Annotated in this window: 24 protein-coding genes and 1 pseudogene; 13 read left to right on the top strand and 12 right to left on the bottom strand. The window is 62.0% G+C overall.

Annotated elements, in window-relative coordinates:
* Positions 1 to 347 precede the first annotated feature (347 nt).
* Positions 348 to 1,901: a helicase HerA-like C-terminal domain-containing protein gene (locus EFR00_RS23430; protein ID WP_077994763.1), complete on the bottom strand. Its 1,554-nt coding sequence runs from the start codon at positions 1,899 to 1,901 to the stop codon at positions 348 to 350.
* 210 nt (positions 1,902 to 2,111) lie between these two features.
* Between EFR00_RS23430 and EFR00_RS23425 the strand changes: the two genes are divergently transcribed.
* Entirely contained in the window at positions 2,112 to 2,504 is a 393-nt protein-coding gene (locus EFR00_RS23425) for a hypothetical protein (protein WP_004679798.1), read from the top strand.
* A 44-nt stretch (positions 2,505 to 2,548) separates the two neighbouring features.
* Here EFR00_RS23425 and EFR00_RS23420 read toward each other — a convergent pair whose 3' ends face one another.
* Positions 2,549 to 2,863: a type II toxin-antitoxin system RelE/ParE family toxin gene (locus tag EFR00_RS23420; RefSeq protein WP_009993189.1), complete on the bottom strand. Its 315-nt coding sequence runs from the start codon at positions 2,861 to 2,863 to the stop codon at positions 2,549 to 2,551.
* Between the two features lie 2 nt (positions 2,864 to 2,865).
* Entirely contained in the window at positions 2,866 to 3,132 is a 267-nt protein-coding gene (locus EFR00_RS23415; RefSeq protein WP_009993190.1) for a type II toxin-antitoxin system ParD family antitoxin, read from the bottom strand.
* 159 nt (positions 3,133 to 3,291) lie between these two features.
* Between EFR00_RS23415 and EFR00_RS23410 the strand changes: the two genes are divergently transcribed.
* Both EFR00_RS23410 and EFR00_RS23405 read left to right on the top strand, forming a co-directional pair.
* A complete protein-coding gene (locus EFR00_RS23410; RefSeq protein WP_077994764.1) occupies positions 3,292 to 3,747 on the top strand; it encodes an NUDIX hydrolase in 456 nt (151 codons plus the stop codon).
* Between the two features lie 132 nt (positions 3,748 to 3,879).
* On the top strand, positions 3,880 to 4,197 hold the full coding sequence (locus EFR00_RS23405) for a hypothetical protein (RefSeq protein ID WP_077994765.1): 318 nt from the start codon (positions 3,880 to 3,882) through the stop codon (positions 4,195 to 4,197).
* A 12-nt stretch (positions 4,198 to 4,209) separates the two neighbouring features.
* On the opposite strand, the gene zwf is transcribed toward EFR00_RS23405, so the two are convergent.
* Both zwf and EFR00_RS23395 read right to left on the bottom strand, forming a co-directional pair.
* A complete protein-coding gene (gene zwf / locus EFR00_RS23400) occupies positions 4,210 to 5,727 on the bottom strand; it encodes a glucose-6-phosphate dehydrogenase (protein WP_077994766.1) in 1,518 nt (505 codons plus the stop codon).
* A gap of 168 nt (positions 5,728 to 5,895) precedes the next feature.
* Positions 5,896 to 6,774: a LysR substrate-binding domain-containing protein gene (locus EFR00_RS23395; RefSeq protein WP_077994767.1), complete on the bottom strand. Its 879-nt coding sequence runs from the start codon at positions 6,772 to 6,774 to the stop codon at positions 5,896 to 5,898.
* A gap of 173 nt (positions 6,775 to 6,947) precedes the next feature.
* On the opposite strand from EFR00_RS23395, the gene speB reads away from it, so the two are divergent.
* The 6 genes and pseudogenes from speB to EFR00_RS23365 all read left to right on the top strand — a co-directional run bounded on the left by speB (position 6,948) and on the right by EFR00_RS23365 (position 13,141).
* On the top strand, positions 6,948 to 8,006 hold the full coding sequence (gene speB / locus EFR00_RS23390; RefSeq protein ID WP_077994768.1) for an agmatinase: 1,059 nt from the start codon (positions 6,948 to 6,950) through the stop codon (positions 8,004 to 8,006).
* Positions 8,007 to 8,110: 104 nt separating this feature from the next.
* On the top strand, positions 8,111 to 9,193 hold the full coding sequence (locus EFR00_RS23385) for an ABC transporter substrate-binding protein (protein ID WP_077994769.1): 1,083 nt from the start codon (positions 8,111 to 8,113) through the stop codon (positions 9,191 to 9,193).
* Positions 9,194 to 9,253: 60 nt separating this feature from the next.
* On the top strand, positions 9,254 to 10,288 hold the full coding sequence (locus EFR00_RS23380) for an ABC transporter ATP-binding protein (protein WP_077994770.1): 1,035 nt from the start codon (positions 9,254 to 9,256) through the stop codon (positions 10,286 to 10,288).
* Positions 10,285 to 11,142 (top strand): ABC transporter permease, encoded by an 858-nt coding sequence (locus EFR00_RS23375; RefSeq protein WP_077994771.1) that lies wholly within the window; start codon positions 10,285 to 10,287, stop codon positions 11,140 to 11,142. The genes EFR00_RS23380 and EFR00_RS23375 overlap by 4 nt, the downstream gene beginning before the upstream one ends.
* On the top strand, positions 11,139 to 11,936 hold the full coding sequence (locus EFR00_RS23370) for an ABC transporter permease (protein ID WP_077994772.1): 798 nt from the start codon (positions 11,139 to 11,141) through the stop codon (positions 11,934 to 11,936). Before EFR00_RS23375 ends, EFR00_RS23370 begins: the two co-directional genes overlap by 4 nt.
* A gap of 186 nt (positions 11,937 to 12,122) precedes the next feature.
* A pseudogene (locus tag EFR00_RS23365) lies at positions 12,123 to 13,141 on the top strand (Ldh family oxidoreductase).
* A gap of 99 nt (positions 13,142 to 13,240) precedes the next feature.
* On the opposite strand, the gene tam reads toward EFR00_RS23365, so the two are convergent.
* The 4 genes from tam to EFR00_RS33320 all read right to left on the bottom strand — a co-directional run bounded on the left by tam (position 13,241) and on the right by EFR00_RS33320 (position 16,243).
* Complete coding sequence (gene tam, locus EFR00_RS23360; protein WP_077994773.1) at positions 13,241 to 14,011, bottom strand: trans-aconitate 2-methyltransferase; 771 nt, start codon at positions 14,009 to 14,011, stop codon at positions 13,241 to 13,243.
* A 97-nt stretch (positions 14,012 to 14,108) separates the two neighbouring features.
* On the bottom strand, positions 14,109 to 15,383 hold the full coding sequence (locus tag EFR00_RS23355; RefSeq protein ID WP_077994774.1) for a hemolysin family protein: 1,275 nt from the start codon (positions 15,381 to 15,383) through the stop codon (positions 14,109 to 14,111).
* A gap of 166 nt (positions 15,384 to 15,549) precedes the next feature.
* Complete coding sequence (locus tag EFR00_RS23350; RefSeq protein ID WP_009994961.1) at positions 15,550 to 16,014, bottom strand: cupin domain-containing protein; 465 nt, start codon at positions 16,012 to 16,014, stop codon at positions 15,550 to 15,552.
* Between the two features lie 40 nt (positions 16,015 to 16,054).
* Positions 16,055 to 16,243 (bottom strand): hypothetical protein, encoded by a 189-nt coding sequence (locus tag EFR00_RS33320; protein ID WP_009994962.1) that lies wholly within the window; start codon positions 16,241 to 16,243, stop codon positions 16,055 to 16,057.
* Between the two features lie 78 nt (positions 16,244 to 16,321).
* Between EFR00_RS33320 and EFR00_RS23340 the strand changes: the two genes are divergently transcribed.
* Entirely contained in the window at positions 16,322 to 17,140 is an 819-nt protein-coding gene (locus EFR00_RS23340) for a sugar phosphate isomerase/epimerase family protein (RefSeq protein ID WP_077994775.1), read from the top strand.
* Between the two features lie 316 nt (positions 17,141 to 17,456).
* Here the strand turns inward: EFR00_RS23340 and EFR00_RS23335 are convergent, their stop codons facing one another.
* The gene (locus EFR00_RS23335; RefSeq protein WP_009996166.1) at positions 17,457 to 18,500 is read right to left on the bottom strand and encodes a zinc-dependent alcohol dehydrogenase family protein; all 1,044 of its coding nucleotides are present in this window, start codon (positions 18,498 to 18,500) and stop codon (positions 17,457 to 17,459) included.
* A 245-nt stretch (positions 18,501 to 18,745) separates the two neighbouring features.
* On the opposite strand from EFR00_RS23335, the gene EFR00_RS23330 reads away from it, so the two are divergent.
* The gene (locus EFR00_RS23330; protein ID WP_009996168.1) at positions 18,746 to 19,633 is read left to right on the top strand and encodes a branched-chain amino acid aminotransferase; all 888 of its coding nucleotides are present in this window, start codon (positions 18,746 to 18,748) and stop codon (positions 19,631 to 19,633) included.
* Positions 19,634 to 19,777: 144 nt separating this feature from the next.
* Here the strand turns inward: EFR00_RS23330 and EFR00_RS23325 are convergent, their stop codons facing one another.
* Together EFR00_RS23325 and EFR00_RS23320 are read right to left on the bottom strand one after the other, a co-directional pair.
* Positions 19,778 to 20,461, bottom strand: coding sequence for a hypothetical protein (locus EFR00_RS23325; RefSeq protein WP_009996169.1), 684 nt, complete (start codon positions 20,459 to 20,461; stop codon positions 19,778 to 19,780).
* A 13-nt stretch (positions 20,462 to 20,474) separates the two neighbouring features.
* A complete protein-coding gene (locus EFR00_RS23320; protein WP_077994776.1) occupies positions 20,475 to 21,377 on the bottom strand; it encodes a LysR family transcriptional regulator in 903 nt (300 codons plus the stop codon).
* A gap of 137 nt (positions 21,378 to 21,514) precedes the next feature.
* Here EFR00_RS23320 and EFR00_RS23315 point away from each other — a divergent pair, with 137 nt between their 5' ends.
* Both EFR00_RS23315 and EFR00_RS23310 read left to right on the top strand, forming a co-directional pair.
* Positions 21,515 to 22,756 carry an HlyD family secretion protein gene (locus EFR00_RS23315; protein WP_077994777.1) on the top strand — a complete coding sequence of 414 codons (1,242 nt, stop codon included), beginning with the start codon at positions 21,515 to 21,517 and terminating at the stop codon, positions 22,754 to 22,756.
* Positions 22,757 to 22,832: 76 nt separating this feature from the next.
* The gene (locus EFR00_RS23310; protein ID WP_077994778.1) at positions 22,833 to 24,452 is read left to right on the top strand and encodes an MDR family MFS transporter; all 1,620 of its coding nucleotides are present in this window, start codon (positions 22,833 to 22,835) and stop codon (positions 24,450 to 24,452) included.
* The last annotated feature ends 17 nt before the right edge of the window (positions 24,453 to 24,469 follow it).

Here is a 24,469-nt window from a genome sequence, read left to right as displayed (position 1 = left end):
GATCGGGTTGAAATCCATTGCGGCACACATCCTGTTGAAATGATCGATGGCGGGTAATTTAGGGAATGAAGGCTTTCGGTTCAAGGCGACGCAGCCAATTGGGCAGCAGAGAGCGATCTTGCTTCTTCTTCTCCCCGGGTCGAGACCTGTGGCTCGACCCCAGGTCGGTAATCCGAAGGGTCGGATGAGGGGCCCGCACGGCACACCAGTCATTGCCCTTCGCTTGCGCTCAGCGCATTCGCGGCTCTGCCGCTTACCCCTCATCTGCTTCCCGGCATCAGTACCTGGGTTGAGCCGCGGGTCTCAACCCGTCCGTTGGTCCCCCGCTGGGGAGAAGGGACTCAGACCTACCGCTTCAAGCTCCCCAGGATCCCGCGCACCAGAGCCCGGCCGACCTGGGTTGCCACCGTGCGGGCGACGCTCTTCATCGCCGCTTCCACCACCGTTTCGCGCTGGTAACCGGAGGACCTGCCGCGGGCTTGGCCGCGGCCTCGGCTGTCGTCGCCGCCGAAGCCCGGCAGGCTCCAGCCGGAGGTGGTGCCGGGCTGATCGGCCGCTTCCTCCTGCGCCCGCTTGGCGGCCTCGGCTTCCGCCGCCTTCCTGGCGCGCGCCGTCAGCATCTCGAAGGCGGATTCGCGGTCGAGATCCTCGTCATAGATGCCGAGAACCGGGCTCTTGTCCATCACCTGCTGGCGCTCGCCGTCGATCAGCGGGCCGACGCGGCCGGAGGGCGGTCGGATCAGGGTGCGCTCGACAATCGACGGTGCGCCCTTGGCTTCCAGCGTCGAGACCAGCGCTTCGCCGGTGCCGAGATTGGTGATGACGGTGGCGCAATCGAAGGCCGGGTTCGGGCGGAAGGTCTCGGCCGCCGTCTTCACCGCCTTCTGCTCACGCGGCGAATAGGCGCGCAACGCGTGCTGGACGCGGTTGCCGAGCTGGGCGAGCACCGTTTCCGGCACGTCGAGCGGGTTCTGCGTCACGAAATAGACGCCGACACCCTTGGAGCGGATCAGCCGCACCACCTGCTCGACGCGTTCGACCAAGACCTTCGGCGCGTCGTTGAAGAGCAGATGCGCTTCGTCGAAGAAGAAGACGAGTTTCGGTTTATCGGGGTCGCCGACCTCCGGCAGTTCCTCGAACAGCTCCGAAAGCAGCCAGAGCAGGAAGGTGGCGTAAAGGCGCGGGTTCATCATCAGCTTGTCGGCGGCCAGCACGGAGATCTGGCCATAGCCGCTATTGCTGGTGCGCATGATGTCGGTGATCTTCAGCGCCGGTTCGCCGAAGAAATGCTCCGCACCCTGCTGTTCGAGAACGAGCAGCGCCCGCTGGATCGAGCCGACGGAGGCCTTGGAGATCAGCCCGTACTGCCTGGAAAGCTCGCTGGCATTCTCGCCCATATAATTGAGCAGCGAGGTGAAATCCTTGAGATCGAGCAGCGGCAGCCCGGCCTGATCGGCGAGCTTGAAGGCTATGTTGATGACGCCTTCCTGCGGTTCGGAGGCATCCATCAGCCGGGCGAGCAGCAGCGGCCCCATCTCGGCGACGGTGGTGCGCACGCGATGGCCTTTTTCGCCGAACAGATCCCAGAAAATCACCGGAAACTGATCGAATTCATAATCGGCAAAGCCGATCTGCTCGGCCCGTTTGGTGAGGAAATCCTTGGGCTCGCCCCTGGCGGCGATACCGGAAAGATCGCCCTTGATGTCGGCTGCAAAGACCGGCACGCCGGCCCGCGAAAAACCTTCGGCCAGCACCTGCAGCGTCACCGTCTTGCCGGTGCCGGTGGCGCCCGTCACCAAGCCGTGGCGGTTGCCGAATTTCAGGTCGAGATATTCCGGCTTGTTGATGCTGTCGTCGGGATTGCGGCTCGCGCCGATGAAAATCTTGCCGTCCTCGATCATCCGCAACTCTCCCTTCGGCGCTTTCGCCATTTGTTGTGAAGGCTTGGGCTTCCACCGCCTTCATCGAACCATCGTTTCCCTGTTATAAGCAGGCGGAAGGATGCGGACAACTGTTTGCGGGGAAAGCAGAACCGCCGCTGAAAGCGCAGCTTGAGTTGCGCTCGAACTTCGAATAACGTTGACGTTAACGTCAAAAAACAGGAGGCTAGCATGAATGAAATTGTGACCCAGATCGCCGATCGCGTGGGTATTGCGCCGGACCTGGCCGAAAAGGCGCTCGGCATGATGCTCGGCTTCCTGCAGCGCGAGGCGGCCGACGGCCCGGTCGCGCGGATGATCGAAGCGATCCCCGGCGGCGCCGATCTCGTCGCCCAGTTCAACGGCGCCGGTGCCGGCGGCGGCGGCCTGCTCGGCGGGCTGATGAGCTCGCTCGGCGGCGGCGGCATCATGGGCCTCGGCCAGCAGCTGATGGGCGAAGGCCTCGGCATGGGCGAGATCACCTCGCTTGCCAAGGAAACCATTGCCATTGCCAAGCAATATGCCGGCGAAGAGGTCGTCGACGAAGTCGTCGCTTCGGTTCCGGGGCTCAGCCAGTTCGTCTGAGCGACAACCGCCAAAATAAGCCTTCGCGGCCTTGCCGCGGAGGTTCACCGTTGTCGCTCTTCCAGAATCTCGTCGGTAATATTACGTCCCCGCGCAAACACACCCAGTATGATGACGTTATCGCCACTAACCGAGAACGCTACACTGACACTGCGCCGATAGCCGATAATCCGCAAGCCGGGGATCCGGCCTTCCCGCACCGTGCCCCGTTCCGGAAACGTCGCCAGAGCTTCGATGAAGGTGATCACCGCGTCAACGAAGTCGCCAGCGATAGAAGTTCCGGCCTCAACGGCGATATTGGCATAGAGCTTGTCTAGTTCTGCTTCTGCCTTGGGATGGTAAACAATGCGATAGGGCATCCCTACTTGGCTTTCGCCGCATCATTCCGACGTTTGGTTTCAAAGCGAGAGCGCACCGTCTCGGCCGGGATGCCAAGGCTCGGCTTGTTCATCAGCTCGTCGTAGCGCGCCGGGATCTCCTCATTGAGCCAGCGCTCGCGGGCCGCCTCATGATCCTCCAACAGCCGTAGGCCTGCACGGACGACCTCGCTGGCGTTGTTGTAGCGGCCGGATTCCAGCTGCTTCCTGACAAACTCCTCGTAGTGGCTTCCGAGCGCAACGTTGGGCATGGCTTTCCTTTCGTTATCATCAGTATGGGGTAGTCGTTCCGTTGTGGCAATAGATATCAATCTTAGCCTAAGAATACGCGCGTGATAATTCCCGGTCGCCCTTGCCTTGCAACCTTTGTCGGTTAAGTAGGGATTTCCGTCGAAAAGAAGGATAGCCGCATGACTGTCTGGCGCCCACCGCAGCAGATCAGGGTGAAGGTGATCGGCCTTGCATGGAGGCAAGACCGGCTGCTCGCCGCGGAAGTGGAGGATGACGGCGGCCGCATCAAGGGCATTCGTCCGCTCGGCGGTTCGATCGAATTCGGCGAGACGCGCGAACAGGCCCTGCAGCGCGAATTCCGGGAGGAACTCGAAACGGCGATCCGCATCGTCGGCCCCTGGCATCTGCTCGAAAACATCTTCCAGCATCATGGCGCGACCGGTCACGAATATATCTTCGCCGCCGATATCGAACTTACCGATGCATCGCTCTATGCGCGTGAGGAAATCCGCTATTCCGAGCTCGACGAGACGGCGGCGACGGCGCGCTGGTTCGGCCGCAACATGGTGCGCGATGCCGGCATCGATCTCTATCCGACAGGGCTGGAGAAAGTGCTGTCACACTGGCGCGATTGAGCCGGAGAAGGCGCCTTTACGCGGCCGATATTCTGCTCGCCAAACTTTGATCGCTCGTGCTCGTCCCATAGGGAACAACGAACGCAGAATCGCTGTTTCTGTCGCATCGCCGACACCAGAAGGAATAGCATCATGCGCAGGTTTATTGCAGCAACGTCGATCGCTCTCCTCAGCCTCTCCGCCCCGGTCCTTGCCCAGACGAATATGGGCATGGATGCCAGCGGCCGGATCGACGGCACGCCGCCGCTCGGCACCTCGCCCGGTGCCGAGACGCAGAACGGGCTGGTCATCCCGCTCGATTCGATCGAAACCGGCAGCATCGACGAAGGCGCCCCGAGCGGCCGCGTCGACTGGGCGCGCTGCCCGCCGCACAAGGCCCGCGGCGCGCTGGCCACTGAAGGTGGCAATAGCGGTGCCTCCGTCAGCCCCGCATGCCGTGAAGGTCGATAATAGGGAAGGGCGCTATTTGCCGTTCTTCGCCTCTCTGTGCAGGATGACGCCGAGTTCATGCCATTTTCGCCCGTCGCGCTCGATGAGTTCGTCGCCGCAGGCCGGCCCCATGCTGCCCGGCGCGTAAGCCTCGGGCGTGCTCGGGTCCTTGCTCCAGATGTCGAGGAAGGGCTGTACCGCCGCCCAGCCGGCCTCGATGCCGTCGGCGCGCTGGAACAGTGTCTGGTCGCCGATGAAGAGATCGTACAGCAGCGATTCATAGCCTGTGGTCTTGCCGATGTCGAACTTGTCGGCGTAGCGGAAGTCGAGAGAGACTGGCGTGGTATCGACCGAAAGCCCCGGCGACTTGATCGAGATTTCCATGCTCATGCCCTCGTCGGGCTGTACCTGGATCACCAGCCGGTTCGGCGGCAGGCGGCGATTGACTTCGGTCTCGCGGAACTGCGCGAAGGGCACAGGCTGGAAGGTGATGACGATCTCGGTGTCGCGCGCCGTCAGCGCCTTGCCGGTTCTCAAATAGAAGGGCACGCCCGCCCAGCGCCAGGTATCGGCATAGAGCTTCAGCGCCACATAGGTCTCGGTCCGGCTGTCGGGTGAAACGTCTTTGGTGCCGCGATAGGCCGGAAGCTCGACGCCGTTCAGCGGCCCGGCCCTATAGGCGCCGCGCACGCCATGCGTTTTTGCTTCCTCGGGCGTATAGATGCGCAGCGCCTTCAGCACCTTGCTCTTCTCGTTGCGGATCGCTTCGGCATCGAAGCTGTTCGGCGGCTCCATGGCGATCATCGCCAGCAGCTGGAAAAGATGGTTCGGCACCATGTCGCGCAACGCGCCTGTGGCATCGTAGAATTTGCCGCGGCTGCCGACATCGACGATTTCGGCGGCGGTGATCTGCACATGGTCGATATAGCGGCTGTTCCACAAAGACTCGATGATCATATTGGCGAAACGCGCCGTCATCAGGTTCTGCACCGTCTCCTTGCCGAGGAAATGGTCGAGCCGGTAGATCTGGTTTTCGCCGATCTGGGCGAGGATCTGGGCGTTGAGCGCCCGTGCCGAGGCGAGATCGGTGCCGAACGGCTTCTCGATGGCGACACGGCGGAAGGTGCCGTCCTTCTCGTCGGTCAGGCCATGGGCGGCGAGCTTCTCGACGATCGAGCCGAAGAAGGATGGCGGCACCGCGAGATAGAAGGCGGCATTGGCATCGGGCCCCAGCCGCCTGCCGATCTCGAGGAAAATATCGTCCTTGGTGAAATCACCCGATGTGTAGCTTATGCGCCGGCGCAGGCTCTCCCAGGCTTCGTCCTTGACCGTCTGCTCCTCGCCGTTGAGGTGGTTGAGGAATGCGTCGAGCCGGCCGCGCAGGAATTCGTCGTCGCCCTGCTCGATGCCGATGCCGAGAATATGGAGATCCTCGCCGACGAGGCGCTGGCGCGTCAGATTGATGATCGCCGGCACCAGCAGCCGGCGCGTCAGATCGCCGGTGGCGCCGAAGATGACGAGGGTGACCGGCGGGGTAGGGGCAGCGTGCATGTATCATCTCCGAGATTTTGTGTCCGACTATAAAGCCTGCCGGTTCCGTCGCAACATAGGCGGCGAGGGATAACAGGCATTTGACATTTCGGGGCAGCAGGGGTGCCGAGACCCCCGGTGGCTGCAAGAGGCAATGTCATGGATGGCTCTCGATCAAGCAATCAGTGCTCAGTTATGGACGAGCGAAGCATAGAACCAGTCGATGAAGACACGCACGATTGGCGTCGCATGAGCCTCGGTTCGGCAGGCCACATAGACCGCGTCGTTGGCCGGGACCGTAAGGTCGAATGGCGCGATCAGCTCGCCCCGCGCGATCATGTGCGCGGTGGTGATATTGTCGCCGAGCGCAACGCCGTGGCCGTGCATGGCCGCCTCGATCGATAGGCGCGCGTCGCTCATCATGTGCTGGCGCGCCGGCAGCGCAATGCCGGCGGCGGTCAGCCAAGTGTTCCACTCATTGCCGCGATCGGCGTGCAGCAGCATATGGTCACGCAGGTCGCGCGGGGAGCGCAGGGGACGCCTGTTCATGAGCGCCGGGCTGACGACAGGGAAGAGCTCCATCCGGCTCCACAGGCGCGACCAATAATTGGGCCAGTTGCCGCTGCCGTAGAGAATGCACAGGTCGACATTCGGGGAGTTCAGATTGTTCGGTTCGTTCGAGGCGCGCAGGTCGAGCTGGATGTCGGGATATTGATCGGTGAATTCCTGAAGCCGCGGGATAAGCCACAGCGACAGTACTGCCGCAACACAGGTCACGCGCAGCGTGCCGCCGGTCGAGGGCCGGGTCATCGCGGCTTTCGCTGCTGCGATGTCCGAAAATGCGTTGGAAACGACCGGCATCAGCAACGCGCCCTGGCTTGTAAGCTTCAGCCATTTGCCGCCGCGTTCGAACAGGCGCACGCCTAGCGATTCCTCTAATGTGCGTATCTGATGGCTGATCGCGCCGTGGGTGACATTCAACTCGCGGCCCGCCGCGGAAACCGATCCATGGCGGGCGGTTGCCTCAAACGCGCGTAGCGGGTTGAGGGGCGGCAGACGGCTGGACATAAGCAATGACCTGTGAGAAAAACTCGCACGAAGCTGTATATTAATATCAATTGATTTTCCAGCGAGCTTGCCGTTCAATCACTAAAAGAAGCCATCGGCCTCTGCGGCAAAGCTGCAGCCGAGGACCGATTTGCCATCCTGATCGCAACATCGTCACCCTCAAGAAGGCCGTCATGTCCTGGAATGAAACCAAGCTTTCCGAACTCCGAGCCAGATATGGCGACAGCCACGGCGGTGAGTTGCACCATCCTGAGTTCCGCAAGGTCGCGGAGAAGATCTTTAACAAGAGCGGCACCAGGCTCGCGCCCTATTCGGGAATCCCGACATTCCTCTCCGCCCCGCTGATGCAGGTCGACAACGAGGACCCGGATTTCGGTGATCTGCAGGTCGCGATCCTCGGCGTGCCGATGGATCTGGGGGTGACGAACCGCCCAGGCTCACGCTTCGGGCCGCGCGCGCTACGCGCCATTGAGCGCATCGGGCCTTACAATCACGTGCTCGGCTGCGCGCCGGTTCAGGAACTGCGCGTGGCAGACATTGGCGATGTGGCGTTTCAGAGCCGCTACCGGCTGGAATTGTCGCATGAGGATATCGAAACACGCGTCGCGCAGATCGTTAACGCCGGTGTGCTGCCGCTCTCGGTAGGCGGTGACCACTCGATCACCCATCCGATTCTGCGGGCCGTTGGCAAGGAGCGGCCAGTCGGCATGATACATATCGACGCCCATTGCGACACCGGCGGTGCTTACGACCTGACCAAGTTCCACCACGGCGGGCCGTTCCGCAACGCGGTGCTCGACGGTGTGCTCGACCCGACGCGCGTGGTTCAGATCGGCATTCGCGGCTCGGCTGAATATCTCTGGGAGTTTTCTTATGCCTCGGGCATGACGGTGATCCATGCTGAGGAGATCTCGGCAATGGGCATTCCAGCAATTATCGAAAAGACGAAGGCCATCATCGGTGACGGGCCAACCTATCTTTCCTTCGACATCGACAGCCTCGATCCGTCTTTCGCGCCGGGCACCGGCACGCCGGAGATTGGCGGCTTCACCACCCGCGAGGCGCTGGAGCTCATCCGCGGCTTCAAGGGCGTGAACTTGGTCGGCGGCGATGTCGTCGAGGTCGCGCCCCAGTATGACGCTACCACCAACACAGCCCATGCCGGCGCGCAGATGCTGTTCGAAATATTGAGCCTGATGGCGTTCAGCCCGGCAATCCGCCGTGCCGCCTGACGGCCCTGGCCGCAGCTCAAGGCCAGGAACGAAAAGAAGGCTGCAAAGGCCTCGAATAAATTGAAAGAGGGAAGCGGCGTGCCGCATCGGTTAGGAGAAAGACGATGACGAAACTGACAACGAACCGCCGCACCGTGCTCGGCCTCGGAATAGGTGCGGGTGTAGCCATGTTGGCAATGCCCAATGTGCTGCGCGCTCAGGACAAGTCGCTGAAGGTCGGTGTTTATGGCGGCTACTTCAAGGACTCGTTCGACAAGAACATCTTTCCGGAGTTCACCAAGGCGACCGGCATCGCCGTCGAATCCGTCGCAGAGCCGACCGGCGAGGCCTGGCTGGTGCAGATGCAGCAGGCAGCCAAGGCAGGCCAGGCGCCGGCTGACGTTTCGATGATGTCGCAGGTGTCGATGCGCAAGGGTCAGGCCACAGAGCTGTGGGCTCCGCTCGACCTCGCCAAGATCAAGAACTCCAGCAACCTGCTTGAGCGGTTCGTCAACAAATACCAGGATGGCCGCGTCGCCGGCATCGGCGCGGTCTCATGGTTCATCACCCTGGTCACCAACACCGATGTTTACAAGGAAGCGCCGACCAGCTGGACCGCGCTGTGGGATCCCGCCAATGCCGACAAGCTCGGTCTGCTGGCGCTCGTCTCCAACTCCTTCCTGCTCGACGTGACGGCAAAGACCTATTTCGGCGGCGCCCAGGCGCTCGACACTGAGGAGAGCATCCTCAAGGTCTTCGCCAAGCTGGCCGAGCTGAAGCCGAATGTCCGCCTGTGGTATCGCGACGAGGCGCAGTTCGAACAGGCGCTAAAATCGGGTGAAATCCCGATGGGACAGTATTATCACGACGTGACCGGCCTCGCCGCCGCGGACGGCCAACCCGTTCGCTCGACCTTCCCGAAGGAAGGCGGCATCCAGGACGCGGGCTCGTGGGCGCTGTCGAAGGCGTCGCAGAAGACGGAAGAGGCGCATATCTTCATCGACTATATGTGTCAGCCGTCCATCCAGGCCGTGCTGTCACGCAAGGTAGGCACGTCACCAACGGTCAAGCGCGAAACGACCGACCTGAACGAGAAGGAATTTGCGGCGGTTTCCTCCGACATCGAACCGATCATTCCACACTACGACATGTACATCTCCAAGGCCGACTGGCTGAACGAGAAGTGGACGGAAATGATCGCCAGCTGACACTGATCGTGCTTTCGCAGGCCCCGTTCAGGGGCCTGCCTTTCGGTTGGGAAGGGGCATATGTCGGGACTCACGCTTCAGAATATCGTCAAGGACTTCGGCGCCTTTCGCGCCGTCAACAATGTCGACCTGACGGTGCCGCACGGCGCATTCGTCTGTCTGCTCGGCCCCTCCGGCTGCGGCAAGACAACCTTGCTGCGCATGATCGCAGGTCTAGATCTGCCGACATCGGGCCGCATCACGCTCAATGGGAACGACATCACGAGGACGCCCACGCACCAGCGCGAGCTTGGCATGGTGTTCCAGTCGCTGGCGCTGTTCCCGCACCTGACGGTAGGCGAGAATATCGCCTATCCACTTCGCATTCGCGGCCGGCCGAAGGACGAGCAGGCAAAGCGCGTCGAAGAGCTGCTGGCGATGATTTATTTGCCGGGCTACGCTGATCGAGCCGTGTCGAAACTTTCGGGCGGCCAGAGGCAGCGCGTCGCAATCGCTAGGGCACTGGCGATTTCGCCAAAACTCTTTTTGCTCGACGAGCCGCTGTCGGCGCTTGATGCCAAGCTGCGGGAAGCCATGCAGGTGGAGCTTCGCCAGCTTCATCAGCGGCTCGGCATCACCACGATCGCCGTCACGCACGACCAGCGCGAGGCGATGACCATGGCCGATACGGTGGTGGTCATGAACGGCGGTCAGATACGCCAGGCGGCGTCGCCGACCGAGATTTATCGTAGGCCGGCAGACAGCTTCGTAGCGGATTTCATTGGCCAAACAAATCTGGTCGAGGCCAGGCGGGAGGGCGGCGCGGTCAGCATATTGGGGCAGCCGGTCGCCGACTTGTCGCTGTCGGCAGGGATCGAGCGCGCCACGCTCTCGATCCGGCCGGAAGACGTGCGCCTGGGCCCGCCGAAGGCCGGTGCACTGATGGGCGAGGTCATCTTCGTGCGCGATCTCGGCGGCGTCGTCGAAACCTTTGTCAATGTCGGCGGTCAGCAGTTCATTGCAGTCTCGACGCCGCGCGAGCGCCCTGACGTGGCGGTTGGCCAGAAGGTCGGCATTGCGCTCACCGACAAGGACTGCGTGGTGCTCGAGCAATGAGACGCGAAGCCCCCCAGACGCTTGGCGACTATGCCCCGCTAGCCTTCCCGGCGATCATGCTAATCGTCTTCTTCGTCGTGCCTTTCGGCACCATGATTTCCGTCAGCTTCTTCAAGCGCCAGCAGGGCGCCTTCTACACGCCTGATTTTGTCTTCGATAATTATGTCCGCTTCCTCTCTGCCTTCTTTGGCGGAGTGCTCAGCTTCTCGCTGATCCTTGCGATTGCGGTGGCCGTCATGTGTGTCGTTCTGGCCCTGCCTTTCACATATCTGCTGATCCGTATGAAGCGGAGCACCCAGGTGGTCTGGCTGGTCGCACTCCTTTCGATCCTGTCCCTTTCTGAGGTAATCATCGGTTTCGCCTGGTCGACGCTGTTTTCGCGCACGGCCGGCATCACCAACCTGTTCGTGTGGCTCGGCCTCATGCAGCAGGCAGTCGCCCTGACGCCGAGCATCGGGGCCGTTGTCACGGGCATGGTCTATCAGGCCTTCCCCTACACGGTCCTAGTCCTCTATCCCGCGCTGGTGCGGCTTGATCCGACGCTTTTGGAGGCCGCGCGTACGCTCGGCGCTTCGCCGGTCAAGGCATTCTTCACCGTCGTCGTGCCTGCGCTTCGCGATACGATCGTCGCCACGCTGATCATGGTTATCATCTTCGCGCTCGGGTCCTATCTGTTGCCGCAACTGCTCGGCCGCCCGCAGCACTGGACGTTTTCCGTGCACATTACCGACCAGGCGATCTATCAATCGAACATGCCCTTCGCGGCTGCCATGGCGGTTTTCCTGGTATTGGTCACACTAGCCCTTGTAGCGCTGACCCTGCTCGTTGGCCGCCGAGGAGGGGCGATCAAATGACTATTCTCCGCAACGTTCTTTTCGGGGCCGTTGGACTGTTTCTCGCTCTGCCGCTGATCGTCGTCGCCGGCGTGTCGGTCAACGCCAAGCAGAGCTTGACCTTCCCGCCGCAAGGCTTCTCGCTCGGCTGGTACGGTGAAATATTTCTCCACATGGAATGGCGCAACGCGCTGATCGCGTCACTTGTGCTCGCGCTCTCGTCGGCGGCGCTGGCAGTGCTGATCGCCTTGCCGCTAGCCTGGTTCCTATGGCGCCGCTACGCGCCCTGGGCCAATATCTTCCAGTTGCTCGGAGTGGCGCCCTTTACCCTGCCGCCGGTTATCACGGCGCTCGGCCTGCTGACTTTCTGGGCCACGACCGGATTTTACGGGCAGTCGTGGACGGCGGTGATCGGCCACGCCATCTTCTTCGTCACGCTGCCGTTGGTGACCATTTCGCTCGGCTTTTCGGCCATCGATCACTCGCTCGTAGAGGCCGCGTCGACCTTGGGCGGTGATGATCGCGCTGTGTTCCGAACCATCGTTCTGCCACTGATTTCGCCGTACATCGTGTCAGGCTACGCTTTTGCCTTTGTGCTATCGCTCAACGAATACATCGTTGCCTACATGACGGTCGGTTTCACGATGGAAACGCTGCCGATCAAGATCTTCAATTCGCTGCGTTACGGCTACACGCCGACCATGGCGGCGGTGACGGTCCTGTTTGTGGCGACGGCAGCGATTGTCTTCAGTCTCGTCGCACGCTTCGGCGACCTGCCGAAACTGCTGGGCGCGATGACTTCCAGCGAGCCCTGATCGAGGCAACCCATCGCCGCCACGGAACCCCAGGGCGTCATGCTGTTTGCCTCCGCCACCACTGGGCGTCGCGGCGGCGATCATTTGATGAACATCCTCAAAGCCGTTGAAGACTTTGCCGCATGTGGCTGGCACCCAAAGAGGCAGGGCGGGCGAAAACCGAACTTAACTTCGATGGAGAATCGGATGACTGAAGCCGTTACGATGAGCGTGGAAGCCCTGCAAAGTCGCGTCGTTGCCATCTTCGAGCGCGCAGGATTGAACAAGATCCAGGCGGCGGCTCTGGCCCATGTCATCGTGGCCGGAGAACGCGATGCCTGCAAGTCGCACGGCATTTACCGCATCGAGGGTGTGCTGCGCACGGTAAAGGCGGGCAAGGTGAAGCCCGATGCCGCTCCTGTTCTCGCGCCGGATGACGGCAGCGCGATCGTCAGGGTCGATGCGCGGGGCGGATTCGCAAATGCGGCGTTTGAGCTCGGCGTACCTGCCCTGGCGGAACGCGCAACGCGGCTTGGCATCGCCGCCATGATCGTCAACGATTGCTCGCATTTTTCGGCGCTGTGGCCAGAGGTCGAGGCGTTGACCGCGCACGGTCTCGCAGCATTGGTGATGTGCCCGAGCTATGCGACGGTTGCCCCATCCGGAGGCAGCAAGCCTCTGCTCGGTACCAATCCGTTTGCCTTCGGCTGGCCTCGCAAGGACCAGCCGCCTTATGTGTTCGATTTTGCCACTTCGGTGGCCGCGCGCGGCGAGATCGAACTGCACCGCCGCGCTGGCAAGCAACTGCCGGAAGGTTGGGCGATTGACGCTGCCGGCAACCCAACCACTGACCCGGTTGCTGCGCTCGAAGGTGCAATGATGCCCTTCGGCGGCCACAAGGGGTCCGCCATCGCCACCATGATAGAGTTGCTCGCCGGCATCATGATCGGCGATCTCACCAGCCCCGAGGTTCTAGACTACCTCGGCACGACGATCTTGGCGCCGTTCCATGGCGAACTGATCATTGCAATGTCACCCGAAGCCTTCGCCAGAGGCCGCCCCGGCGATCGTTCGCGCGCGCCGAAGTGCTCTTCGAATCGATCGTCGGACAAGGTGCGCGGCTTCCGTCGCAGCGCCGCTTCACCGCGCGCATCCAATCGGAAGCCAAAGGTATCAGCCTGACCGCAGCTGAGATTACCCAACTGGATGCGTTGTTGGAGGGCTGACCGCTGTTAACTAAAGCGCTCGCGTCAAACGGACTAGGGCAATTTGTGCGAAACCATTAGCCGGTGTGGGAGGTAGGTGAGCATACCGGCCGCAACCGATCATTTTTTCACCGCCACCATAAAAATTCGCGGGAACCGCAGCAGCACCCGCCCGTCCGATAGCTTCGGATAGGCCCTTTCCACCCGTTCCAGATAATCCGCCAGAAAAGCCTCGCGGTGCTTTTCGCCGGCATGGGCGAGATAGGGCATCAGCCCGGTGCCCTTTACCCATTCGACGATTGCCGCCGCATCCGCCATCGGGTGGTTGTAGATGGTGTGCCAGATATCGACGCGCGAAGCCTTGGCGATCAGCCTGGAGTAATAAGTGGAGGGCGGAGCCAATGGCTGGCGGCGCACGCTCTTTTCCTCGAAGGCGGCCTTCCACGGGCCGGCATGCGCGCTCTCCTCCATTGCCAGATGCGAGGGTTCGCCGAGATTGTCGGGCATCTGCACGGCGAGCACGCCGCCCGGCGAAAGCCCGTCCATTAGCCGGTCGAAAATGTCGAGATGATCGGGCAGCCATTGGAAGACGGCATTGGCAAAGAGCAGGTCGGCGGGCTCCGCCGGCTGCCAGCTGCCGAGATCGGCCTCGACGAAGGCGGTGCCGGGAAGTCGCTTGCGGGCCGCCTCCAGCATATTGACGTCGCTGTCGAGGCCGGCGACACCTTCGGCGCCATAACGCTCAATAATGAGTTCGGTCGAATTGCCCGGCCCGCAGCCGAGGTCGACGGCGCGGCCGATGCTCTGCAGCGGCACCTGCGCCAGAAGATCGCGTGCCGGTCGTGTGCGTTCGTCCTCGAATTTCACATATTGGCTGGCGGACCATGCCATGGCGGTACCTCCTGATGTCGGGCCACAATTCCCTGTGGCGGATGCCGATCCTGTCGAGTTGCTCCGTCGGGCTCGACGATCTCAACGGCGCCGGCTTTCACTCCGCAGATACAAGTATCTTGTCGACGCGCCTGCCGTCGAGATCGATGACTTCGAAACGCCATCCGTCTCGCGTGAAGCTCTCGCCCAGTTCCGGCAGATGTTTCAGCTCTTCCAGCACCAGGCCGGCCACAGTCTGATATTCGAGATCGTCATCGAGCTTGAGATTGAGGAATTCGGCGAATTCGTCGATCGGCGTCCAGCCGGACACCAGGTAGGAGCCGTCGTCGCGGCGAGCGATGGCCTGCTCGTCGACCGGTCCTTCCTGCAGAGCGCCCATGATCGCTTCCAGAATGTCGCCTGACGAAACAATTCCCTCGAAATGGCCGTACTCGTCGAAAACCAACACCATGTGGACCGGCGATTTCCGGATCGCTTCGATCACATGAATGGCGGTTGAAAGGTCTGAAACCACAGGAACGTCCTGCGTCAGGGCCTTGATATCGGCACTGCCGTGTTCGGACATTGAATCGTAGAAATCCTTGACCGGAAGAATGCCGATCACCTCGTCCGAACTGCCTTTTCGAACGGGCAACCGGGACCGTTTCGTCCGGTGCAGCTGCGCGCGAATTTCGTCAAGGCTGTCGTCGATATCGATGATTTCGACGTCGCGCCGGGGCGTCATCAGTGCGCGGGCGGTGCGATCCGCGAGCCGCATGACGCCTGAAATCATCGCCGACTCTTCGCTTTCGATCACGCCTGCGGACTGCGCCTCTGCCAGAACTGTTTTGATCTCCTCGTCGGAGACGTTGTCGCCGCCTTTCCCTGATTGGCCCAAGAGCTTGAGCACAAGGTTGCCGGAGGCGTTCAGAAGCCAAACGAGCGGCAGCGCAATTTTCGAAAGCAGCGCCATGGCGGGCGCGACCTTCGCAGCGACGGCTTCGGGTTCCCGCAACGCGATCTGCTTTGGCACAAGTTCGCCGACGATCAAGGAAAGATAGGTGATGGCGACGACGACCGAACCGACGCCGACAGCGTCTGCAGCCGCCGACGACATGCCCTGTGCTTCCAGCCATCCGGACAAACGGCCGCCGAGCGTGGCCCCTGAGAAGGCGCCCGAGAGAACGCCGACCAGGGTGATGCCGATCTGCACCGTGGAGAGAAAGCGGCCGGGGTGTTCGGCAAGTTTGATGGCCTGGGCTGCACCCTTGCTGCCATTGTCGGAGAGAACCTTCAGGCGGGCTGTTCGAGAAGACACGACAGCCAGCTCAGACATGGCGAGCACACCATTGAGGATGGTGAGAAACGCCACAATTCCAATTTCCAGAAACACAGGGACCCTATTCGTTATTGATCAGGCGACGCGGCGAGGCATTCGACGAGAGGCTATATATACGCATCGCCCATCGTCTTCCATCATCGTGTTAAGATCGATGTCGGTTCCATCAGTCTTCGGAAATCCCTGAGACGGCAAGCGCGACCCAGGCGGGAAGGTCTCATTACGCCGCCAGAATCGTAATCCCGTAAGCATTGGCAACTGCCGTCATCCGGGCGATAGTCTCGGGCGAGGGGGCTTTCAGCGGCTCGCTCGTGCCTTCCGCTTCGATGAATTCGGCCATGTCGCGATCGACGATTGCCGAAAAGACCGCCGGAACGCTTCCGCGATTGGCATAGCCGTGCACCATGGAGGGCGCGATTGTAACGATGTCGCCGGCGCCGGCCTCGATCTCCTCGGGGCCGTTGTCGGTCAGCCGCCAGATCGTCAGGCGTCCCTCGAGGATGCGGAACACCTCAGGGCTTGCATGCGCATGTCTAGGCGTCCGGCTGCCGGGCGGTACGGTGACGTCGAAGATGTTGAGCCAGGTTCCGCGGATGCGGACCCGTCGTTCGATCCGGTCGCCGAGGACGAAAAAGCGTCTTGCCTCTTTGCCGGCAGGCATTGTCACAAATGAGTTGGACATCATGTCTCTTTCTTCTTCTTGGCTTTTGTTTGCGGGGCAGCCGTTAAAGCTTGCCGCCGCCTTTGACAACAGCCCTGTCGTCGTAGCTGCCGACGATCTCCGTCGGCAAGCCGGTGACGGCGATATCGGTGCGGCCGGCCATTTTCGCAAGGCCCGCCGGCTGCGACAAATGTGCGGAGGCAGCAGTCCGGCCGCCCGCGCCTGTAATATCGGCGACACAGAAGAGGCGCATAGAACGCGGCGGCTGTTCCGGTCGCCTTGGGGCCGCCTCTCTACGCCGTCCCGGCACCCACCCTGATGGAGCTGATCCATGTCCTCTCTTCCCGTCGTCGGCGCCGCCATGACGCTCGATGAGCTCGAACTTCACCGCGGCTGGCTGTTCGAAAAGTCGCGCGATCTCGAATTGCAGAGTTTTGTCGATGCCGACATCCTGAACGGCGACTGGACGCCGCTTGCCGCGCGCGCCAGGAGGCTTCTCGACGGGCATACCGGCCGCCTCGGCATTCACGGCCCATTCTGGGGTTTCACCATTGCCTCGGAGGATCCTGACATTCGCGCCGTCGTCGTCAGGCGCCTGCTGCAAGGCCTTGAGGTCTGCGCCGCCATCGGCGCCACGCAGATGGTCATCCACAGCCCTTATACGTCCTGGTCCTACAACAATCTCGACAACAATGAAGGCGCCCGCGAGGCGTTGGTCGAGCGCGTGCATCTGACGCTGCGCGATGCCGTCCGGCGCGCCGAGGAGATCGGCTGCACCATGGTTCTCGAGAATATCGAGGATAAGGATCCGCATATCCGCGTGGCGCTCGCCGAAAGCTTCAATTCGCCCGGCGTCGCGGTTTCGATCGACACCGGCCACGCCCATTACGCCCATGGTTATACCGGCGCGCCACCGGTGGATTATTACGTCAAGGCCGCCGGCAACCGGCTGCAGCATGTCCATCTGCAGGACGCCGACGGCTATGCCGACCGCCACTGGAGCCTCGGCGAAGGCTCGATCCATTGGCGCGCGGTCTTCGCAGCCCTTGCCGAGATCAACAGCAATCCGCGCCTGATCATCGAGATCAAGGACAAGTCGAAAATCCCGGCGTCTGCTGCCTATCTTGATTCGATTGGTGTGGCTGAATAGGGCCGCGCCTGTGCTCTCGCGCCGAAGCTGGAAGCCTGGAAGGGATGGTCAGGGTCACGGCTTGGCTCCCTCTTCTCCCCAGCGGGGGTCCGAAGGACGGGTTGAGACCCGCGGCTCAACCCAGGTAAAGGTGGCCCGAAGGGTCGGATGAGGGGCCGCACGGCACACCATTCATGATTGCCCTTCGCTTGCGCTCAGCGCATTCGCGGCCGTGCCGCTCACCCCCTCATCTCCCAGCCGGCATCGACCGGGACGAGCCACGGGTCTCGCCCGTCCTTCGGACCCCGGCTGGGGAGAAGGGAATCGTGGCAGCGCCTCACGAAAACCGCGTAATCACGCTGATTCCCGTCCCCTCCGCCTTGTCGAGCACCATCAGCGCCGGCACGGCCTCCGTAAGGCTGATGCGCCGTCCGATCAGCTTCTGCGGCGCGATCTTGCCGGCCGCCAGCATCGACAGCACGGCGTCGTAGCGCCAGGCCTGCATGCCGTGGCTGCCGTAGATCTCCAGCTCGTTGCTGATCACTTGCGCCATCGGAATTTGCGGTGTCGCATGCTCGGCGAGCATCAGCCCCACCTGCACGTGACGTCCGCGGCGGCGCAGGTTCTTGATCGAGTTGAAGCAGGTGGCGGGATGGCCGAGCGCGTCGATCGAGACATGCGCGCCGCCCTTGGTGATCTCGCGCACCGCCTCGGCCACGTCGGCAACGCTTGAGGCATTGACCGTCGCCACCGCCCCGCACTCTCTGGCGAAGGCGAGTTTCTCCTCCGATATGTCGATGCCGATCGCATTGGCGCCGAGCGCGGTGGCGATCATGATCGCCGACAGGCCGACGCCGCCGCAGCCATGCACGGCGATCCATTCGCCGGGTCCGGTGCGCGCATGGTCGGCGACGGCGCGAAACGAGGTGGCGAAGCGGCAGCCGAGACTTGCCGCCGTCGCATCGTCGATTGCGTCCGGCAGGTGCACCAGATTGGTGTCGGCATAATCGATTGCCACATATTCGGCAAACGAGCCCCAATGGGTGAAGCCCGGCTGGAACTGGTTCGGGCAGATCTGCTGGTTGCCGGAATGGCATTCGCTGCAATGGCCGCAGCCGGAAACAAAGGGAACGGTCACCCGGTCGCCCACCTTGAAGCGCATCACGCCGCGGCCGGTGGCGACGACTTTTCCGGCAAGCTCGTGCCCCGGTACATGCGGCAGGCGGATATCGGGATCGTGCCCCATCCAGCCGTGCCAGTCGCTGCGGCAGAGGCCGCTGGCGCCGACTTCGATGACGACGCCGTCCTCTGTCGGCGTCGGATCGGGCAGGGTGCGGATTTCGGGCGCCTGCTCGAAGGCTTCGTAATACATGGCTTTCATCGGCGTCCTCCTTCATGCCTCTTTTTGGGGGCCATGATGACACGCGGCAGGCAGCCATTCCAACAGAGATTCCATCATTTTTGCTGATGCACCCATCGCTGACGCCGCAGGTGTCGCGCACGAATATTGCGGCCGCGCCGCATCCCCCGGCATTTTCTTGCTTCCGTATTTCCGGCCGGGATTTGTCCTTGACCCGGCTTGCCGCCGGGGTTTTTGCTTTCCCGGATTCGCAAGGGAGAGCAGCAATGGCCGTCGATACATCACCGCGTTCCACCACCTGGACTCACGTCGACGGGGAATGGCTTCCCGGCAATCCGCCGCTGATCGGGCCGACCTCACATGCCATGTGGCTGGGCTCCACGGTCTTCGACGGCGCCCGCTGGTTCGACGGCATCGCCCCGGATCTCGATCTGCACTGCCAGCGCATTAACCGCTCGGCGCTTGCTATCGGCCTGCAGCCGGTGAAGTCGGCCGAGGAGATTGCCGCGCTTGCCTGGGAAGGCGTTGGCAAATTCGACGGCGCGACGGCGATCTACATCAAGCCGATGTATTGGGGCGAACACGGTTCGCCCGGCAGCATCGTCTCCGTCGACGCGGCATCGACCCGCTTCGCGCTCTGCCTGTTCGAGGCGCCGATGGGCGGCCATGCCGGCACCAGCCTCACCGTCTCGCCCTATCGCCGCCCGTCGCCGGAAACGGCGATGACCGAGGCGAAGACCGGCTCGCTCTATCCCAACAGCGGCCGCATGATCGCCGAAGCCCGCAGCCGCGGTTTCGACAATGCGCTGGTGCGCGACCTCAACGGCAACGTCGTCGAAACTGCCTCCTCGAACGTCTTCATGGTCAAGGACGGCATGGTGATGACGCCGGCCGCCAACCGCACCTTCCTCGCCGGCATCACCCGCGCCCGCGTCATGGACCTGCTTCGCAAAGCCGGTTTCGACGTCGTGGAAACGACGCTCTCCGTCGAGGATTTCCTCGCCGCCGACGAAATCTTCACCACCGGCAACTATTCCAAAGTCGTCGGTGTCACCCGTCTCGACGACCGCAACCTCCAGGAAGGCCCGGTCACCCGCAAGGCGCTTGACCTTTACATGGACTGGGCCCACGGCCGCAGCGAGAGTGAAGAGTAAGCGGCGGTTCGGCGAAGCCGAAGCAATCGATCCAGTGAATCGATTGCAACTGCGGACGCCCGGAGCGCAAGCGCAGGGCTGGCACGGTGGTTTCCGTTGGAACCAATTGCGAAGCCATCAAGGCGACTTCAAACCGATGGGGCGTCACCAGTACTCATCTCGCCTGTAGAAATTGCCGTAGAGGTGCGTCAGCACCGAACTGGATGCCAGTTTTTCTTCATCGCTGTTACTATAAACATGTTTGTGTGGATCGCCTTCGCTGTAAATGAGAGCGACGAAATGATCGACACTCACGCCTGCGATTCCCGTCGAAACGTCGCGCGCCTCGATGATGGCAAACTTTGGACTGTTCTGTGAAGAACCACTCGTGGCTGCGGCAGCTTCGAAACTCGATTTATTGAAAATGGCGTACCATAGCCAAGGATCGAATAGTGGCACGGTGACGATCGTCCCAAACCAAACCGGAACAATGATGATGGCGATGAAGCTACTCGCCATCCCACGGAGACGACGATCATATTGGGCAGCAATGGCGCTGATAAACCAAACGAGCAGTATACCCACGACCGAAAGAACGAGCAGCGGACCGCCCAATAAATCAAAGAGTCCTCGTAGCCCATTGGCAAAACCAAGCGGCCAAAAATCCAAGGCGCGAGCGTAGGCGGCACATGCGGTGCCAAGAAAAGCGGCGATGACCATTCGCCGCACATTCCAAATGTCTACGCGCTCAACCGACACATTAACCTCGTTGTGATTTAACGTCGAATGGTGTCCAGCGAAGTCGAGGCATTTTGATGTCCGATCGGCATTGCTGCCGAGCTTCGCCATGTTGAATTCCCCCTCACGTCATCCACTTCCGATGCTCGGCAAATCTCTCCGCGAGCAAGTCGATGAACAGCCGCACCTTGGTCGGCAGGTGGCTGCGGTTGGGGTAGACGGCGTTGATGTTGAATTCCACCGGCCGGTAGTCCGGCATGATCTTCACCAGCCGCCCTTCGGCGATGTCGTCGAACACCACGAAGCTCGGCGCCAGGAAGATGCCTTTTCCGTTCAGCGTCAGGAAACGCAACATCTCCGCGCTGTTGGAGACGACGTTGCCGGCGATCTTTACGCTCTCCTTGTTGCCGTCGCCATCCTCGAAGCGCCATTCGTCGCCATAGGGGTAATAGGCATATTGCAGGCAATTGTGGTCGGCGACCTCGGCCGGCTTTTTCGGCATCGAGTGGTTCTCGGCATAGGCCGGTGAGCAGACGAGCACATGGCGCCAGGGCGTCAGCTTGCGCGCGATGAGCGAGGAGTCCGGCGGCAGCAGGGTGCGCATCACCAGGTCGTAGCCATCCTCGATCATGTCGACCATGCCTTCGCCGACGCTGAAATCGAGCGAGATCGACGGATAAAGCTCCATAAACTCGCTGACCACAGGCAGCAGGAAACGCACGATGGCGCCGCTGGTATAGACCTTCAGCGTGCCGCGCGGCGTCGTGCTCAGCGCGCCGGCCGTTCGGTCCGCCTCATCGAGTTCGGCGAGAATCTGCGACGAGCGCTCATAATAATATTTGCCGGTTTCCGTCAGGCTGACTTTGCGCGTCGTGCGGTTGAGCAGCCTGACACCGAGCCGCTCCTCCAGCGATTGCACATGATTGCCGACCATGGTGACGGACATGTTGAGCCGGCGCGCGGCGGCGGAAAAGCCGCCGCATTCCACCACTCGGCCAAAGACGGCGAGGCTTGTCAGTCGATCCATATTGTCTCCGGATTATCCGCTGAGAGTTGATGATCCTTCCCGATATAAGCAGATTATCAAAGTGAATGGCAGGGCGCATTTTCCTTCGCATCGAACAGGGCCTCGCAGAAACGGGGTAGAAGACGAAGGAAGAGACGATGGTCGAACTACCCCGCAAGCAGGATTTCGAAAGCGCCGGCGAGGCCGAGCGGATTTTGGCCGAGGAGGCCGCCAGGACGCCCGTCGCCGAAGCGCCCGCGATGCCCGCTGCCGAAACCCCGGTTGTCGAAGCGCCAAAAAAGACCGGCCGCGGCATCGTCAAGCGCGCCGTCATCGCCGCCGCGCTGCTTGCCGGCGTCACTTTCGCGGGCGATTTCGGCTACCGCTACTGGACGGTCGGCCGCTTCATCGAATCCACCGACGACGCCTATGTGAAGGCCGACTACACCACCGTCGCGCCGAAGGTCGCCGGCTATATCAGGCAGGTTCTCGTCAACGACAATGACGCGGTCAAGGCTGGCCAGGTGCTTGCCCGCATCGACGACCGTGATTTCCAGGCAGCGCTTTCGCAGGCGAGAGCCGAGGTAAAGGCGGCCGAGGCCGCCATCGCCAATATCGATGCCGAGATCGTGTTGCAGCAGTCGGTCATCGAACAGGCCAGGGCGACGGTCAATGCGTCGCAGGCTTCGCTGGATTTTGCCGTGTCCGATGCGGCCCGCTCCGCCCGCCTCATCACCAACGGCGCCGGCACCCAGTCCCGCGCCGAACAGAGCCAGTCGGCCCGCGACCAGGCCGCCGCCGCCGTCGAACGCGATCGGGCAGCGCTTGTCGCGGCAGAGAACAAGGTGCCGGTGATTCGGACCCAGCGGGAACAGGCGGTGGCGCAGCGCGACCGGGCTGCGGCCGCCGCTCGCCAGGCGGAGCTCAACCTCTCCTATACGGATATCGTCGCCGCCGTCGACGGCACGGTTGGCGCCCGCTCGATCCGCGTCGGCCAGTACGTCACATCGGGCACACAACTGATGGCCGTCGTGCCGCTGCATGCAGTCTATGTCGTCGCCAATTTCAAGGAAACCCAGCTGACCTACATCCGCCCGGGCCAGTTGGTCGAGATCAAGATCGACAGCTTTCCCGGCAAGGCGATCAGGGGCCATGTCGACAGTGTTTCGCCGGCAAGCGGGCTCGAATTCTCGCTGCTGCCGCCTGACAACGCCACCGGCAACTTCACGAAGATCGTCCAGCGTATACCCGTCAAGATCGTCATCGACGACGAGGCTCTGAGCGGCCTTCTGCGTTCCGGCATGTCGGTCGAGCCCGAGATCGACACCAAGGCTGCCCAGAACGACGCAAACAACACCGCCGGAGCAGCCGGGGAGGGATCGTCCAGTCACGCTGGATAATCCGTTCCCATCTGCCAGAACTATCAACCCAACCCGTCATGAGACGTTTTTCCGCGAAGCCGGAAGGGGATAAGTCATGGCCACTCTTCAGATCGCCGCAAACAGCAATTCGCTCGTGCGCGCCGCCGCGGCTTCACCTGCCCAACCGGCAAAGATGAGCCCGCTGCGCACCTGGGCGGCCGTCGTCGGCTCCACGCTCGGCGCCTTCATGGCGGTCCTCAATATCCAGATCGTCAATGCCTCGCTTGCCGATATCCAGGGCGCCATCGGCGCCGGCACGGATGACGGCGGCTGGATCTCGACCTCCTATCTGATCGCCGAGATCGTCGTCATTCCGCTCAGCGGCTGGCTGGCGCGGGTCTTTTCGCTCCGCAACTATCTGCTGGCCAACGCCATCCTCTTCCTGATCTTCTCGGTCGCCTGCGCCTTCGCGGTCAATCTGCAGCAGATGATCATCCTGCGTGCGATACAGGGCTTTTCCGGCGGCGTGCTGATCCCGATGGCCTTCACCATCATCATCACGCTTCTGCCCAAGGCCAAGCAGCCGGTCGGCCTTGCCCTCTTTGCCCTTTCGGCCACTTTCGCGCCGGCAATCGGCCCGACGATCGGCGGTTACCTCACCGAAAACTGGGGCTGGGAGCATATCTTCTACGTCAATCTGGTGCCGGGCGCGCTGATGGTCGGCCTGCTCTGGGCTTCGCTCGACCGTGCGCCGATGAACCTGAAGCTTCTCGCCAAGGGCGACTGGCCGGGTATCGTCACCATGGCGATCGGCCTGGCGGCCTTGCAGACCGTACTGGAAGAGGGCAACAAGGAAGACTGGTTCGGCTCCGACTTCATCGTCCGCCTGTCGGTCATTGCCGCCGTCTCGCTGACGCTGTTCCTGGTCATTGAGCTGAAGACGGCCCAGCCGCTGTTGAACCTCCGGCTGCTGCTCCGTCGCAACTTCGGCTTCGGCATCGTCGCGAATTTCCTGCTCGGCATTGCGCTTTACGGCTCGGTCTTCGTGCTGCCGATCTATCTCGCCCGGATACAGGGTTACAATTCCGAGCAGATCGGCATGGTTCTCGCATGGACCGGCATTCCGCAGCTGGTGCTGATCCCGCTGGTGCCCCGCCTGATGAAGCGTTTCGACGTGCGCCTGCTGATCATCATCGGCTTTGCCCTCTTCGCCGCGTCGAATTTCATGAACGTGCATATGACGGGCGACTATGCGAGCGACCAGCTCTTCTGGCCGAACATCGTCCGTGCCGTCGGCCAGGCGCTGGTCTTCACCCCGCTGTCTGCGATCGCCACATCAGGCATCGAGCAGGAGAATGCCGGTTCGGCTTCCGCGCTTTTCAACATGATGCGCAATCTCGGGGGCGCGGTCGGCATCGCCTTGCTGCAGACGTTCCTGTCGAAGCGCGAGCAGTTCCATTCGAACATCCTCACCCAATCGGTGTCGGTGTTCGAGGAAGCCACCCGCGATCGCATCGCCCGGCTGACGGCCTATTTCATGAGCCACGGCGTCAGCGACCAGGCGGCCGCCAGCCAAAAGGCGGTCGTCGCCATAGCTCTGAAGCTGCGCAAGCAGGCCAATATCATGGCCTTCAGCGACGCGTTCTTCCTGCTCGGCGTCGCCCTCGTCGTCGCCCTGCTTGCGATCCTGCTTCTCAAGAAGCCCGCTCAACTCTCCGGCGGCGGCGCTCACTAGCACCGCCTGCCTCAAGG

This window comes from Rhizobium sophoriradicis (assembly GCF_003939025.1).
Lineage (GTDB): Bacteria > Pseudomonadota > Alphaproteobacteria > Rhizobiales > Rhizobiaceae > Rhizobium > Rhizobium sophoriradicis.
Note: the sequence above shows the minus strand (reverse complement) of the source record. Positions and strands in the feature narration are given on the sequence as shown.

Coding starts and splice junctions, on each gene's coding strand:
- EFR00_RS23430 (WP_077994763.1), bottom strand. CDS start 1,901: ATGATCGAGGACGGCAAGATTTTCATCGGCGCGAGCCGCAATCCCGAC.
- EFR00_RS23425 (WP_004679798.1), top strand. CDS start 2,112: ATGAATGAAATTGTGACCCAGATCGCCGATCGCGTGGGTATTGCGCCG.
- EFR00_RS23420 (WP_009993189.1), bottom strand. CDS start 2,863: ATGCCCTATCGCATTGTTTACCATCCCAAGGCAGAAGCAGAACTAGAC.
- EFR00_RS23415 (WP_009993190.1), bottom strand. CDS start 3,132: ATGCCCAACGTTGCGCTCGGAAGCCACTACGAGGAGTTTGTCAGGAAG.
- EFR00_RS23410 (WP_077994764.1), top strand. CDS start 3,292: ATGACTGTCTGGCGCCCACCGCAGCAGATCAGGGTGAAGGTGATCGGC.
- EFR00_RS23405 (WP_077994765.1), top strand. CDS start 3,880: ATGCGCAGGTTTATTGCAGCAACGTCGATCGCTCTCCTCAGCCTCTCC.
- zwf (WP_077994766.1), bottom strand. CDS start 5,727: ATGCACGCTGCCCCTACCCCGCCGGTCACCCTCGTCATCTTCGGCGCC.
- EFR00_RS23395 (WP_077994767.1), bottom strand. CDS start 6,774: ATGTCCAGCCGTCTGCCGCCCCTCAACCCGCTACGCGCGTTTGAGGCA.
- speB (WP_077994768.1), top strand. CDS start 6,948: ATGTCCTGGAATGAAACCAAGCTTTCCGAACTCCGAGCCAGATATGGC.
- EFR00_RS23385 (WP_077994769.1), top strand. CDS start 8,111: ATGACGAAACTGACAACGAACCGCCGCACCGTGCTCGGCCTCGGAATA.
- EFR00_RS23380 (WP_077994770.1), top strand. CDS start 9,254: ATGTCGGGACTCACGCTTCAGAATATCGTCAAGGACTTCGGCGCCTTT.
- EFR00_RS23375 (WP_077994771.1), top strand. CDS start 10,285: ATGAGACGCGAAGCCCCCCAGACGCTTGGCGACTATGCCCCGCTAGCC.
- EFR00_RS23370 (WP_077994772.1), top strand. CDS start 11,139: ATGACTATTCTCCGCAACGTTCTTTTCGGGGCCGTTGGACTGTTTCTC.
- tam (WP_077994773.1), bottom strand. CDS start 14,011: ATGGCATGGTCCGCCAGCCAATATGTGAAATTCGAGGACGAACGCACA.
- EFR00_RS23350 (WP_009994961.1), bottom strand. CDS start 16,014: ATGATGTCCAACTCATTTGTGACAATGCCTGCCGGCAAAGAGGCAAGA.
- EFR00_RS33320 (WP_009994962.1), bottom strand. CDS start 16,243: ATGCGCCTCTTCTGTGTCGCCGATATTACAGGCGCGGGCGGCCGGACT.
- EFR00_RS23340 (WP_077994775.1), top strand. CDS start 16,322: ATGTCCTCTCTTCCCGTCGTCGGCGCCGCCATGACGCTCGATGAGCTC.
- EFR00_RS23335 (WP_009996166.1), bottom strand. CDS start 18,500: ATGAAAGCCATGTATTACGAAGCCTTCGAGCAGGCGCCCGAAATCCGC.
- EFR00_RS23330 (WP_009996168.1), top strand. CDS start 18,746: ATGGCCGTCGATACATCACCGCGTTCCACCACCTGGACTCACGTCGAC.
- EFR00_RS23325 (WP_009996169.1), bottom strand. CDS start 20,461: ATGGCGAAGCTCGGCAGCAATGCCGATCGGACATCAAAATGCCTCGAC.
- EFR00_RS23320 (WP_077994776.1), bottom strand. CDS start 21,377: ATGGATCGACTGACAAGCCTCGCCGTCTTTGGCCGAGTGGTGGAATGC.
- EFR00_RS23315 (WP_077994777.1), top strand. CDS start 21,515: ATGGTCGAACTACCCCGCAAGCAGGATTTCGAAAGCGCCGGCGAGGCC.
- EFR00_RS23310 (WP_077994778.1), top strand. CDS start 22,833: ATGGCCACTCTTCAGATCGCCGCAAACAGCAATTCGCTCGTGCGCGCC.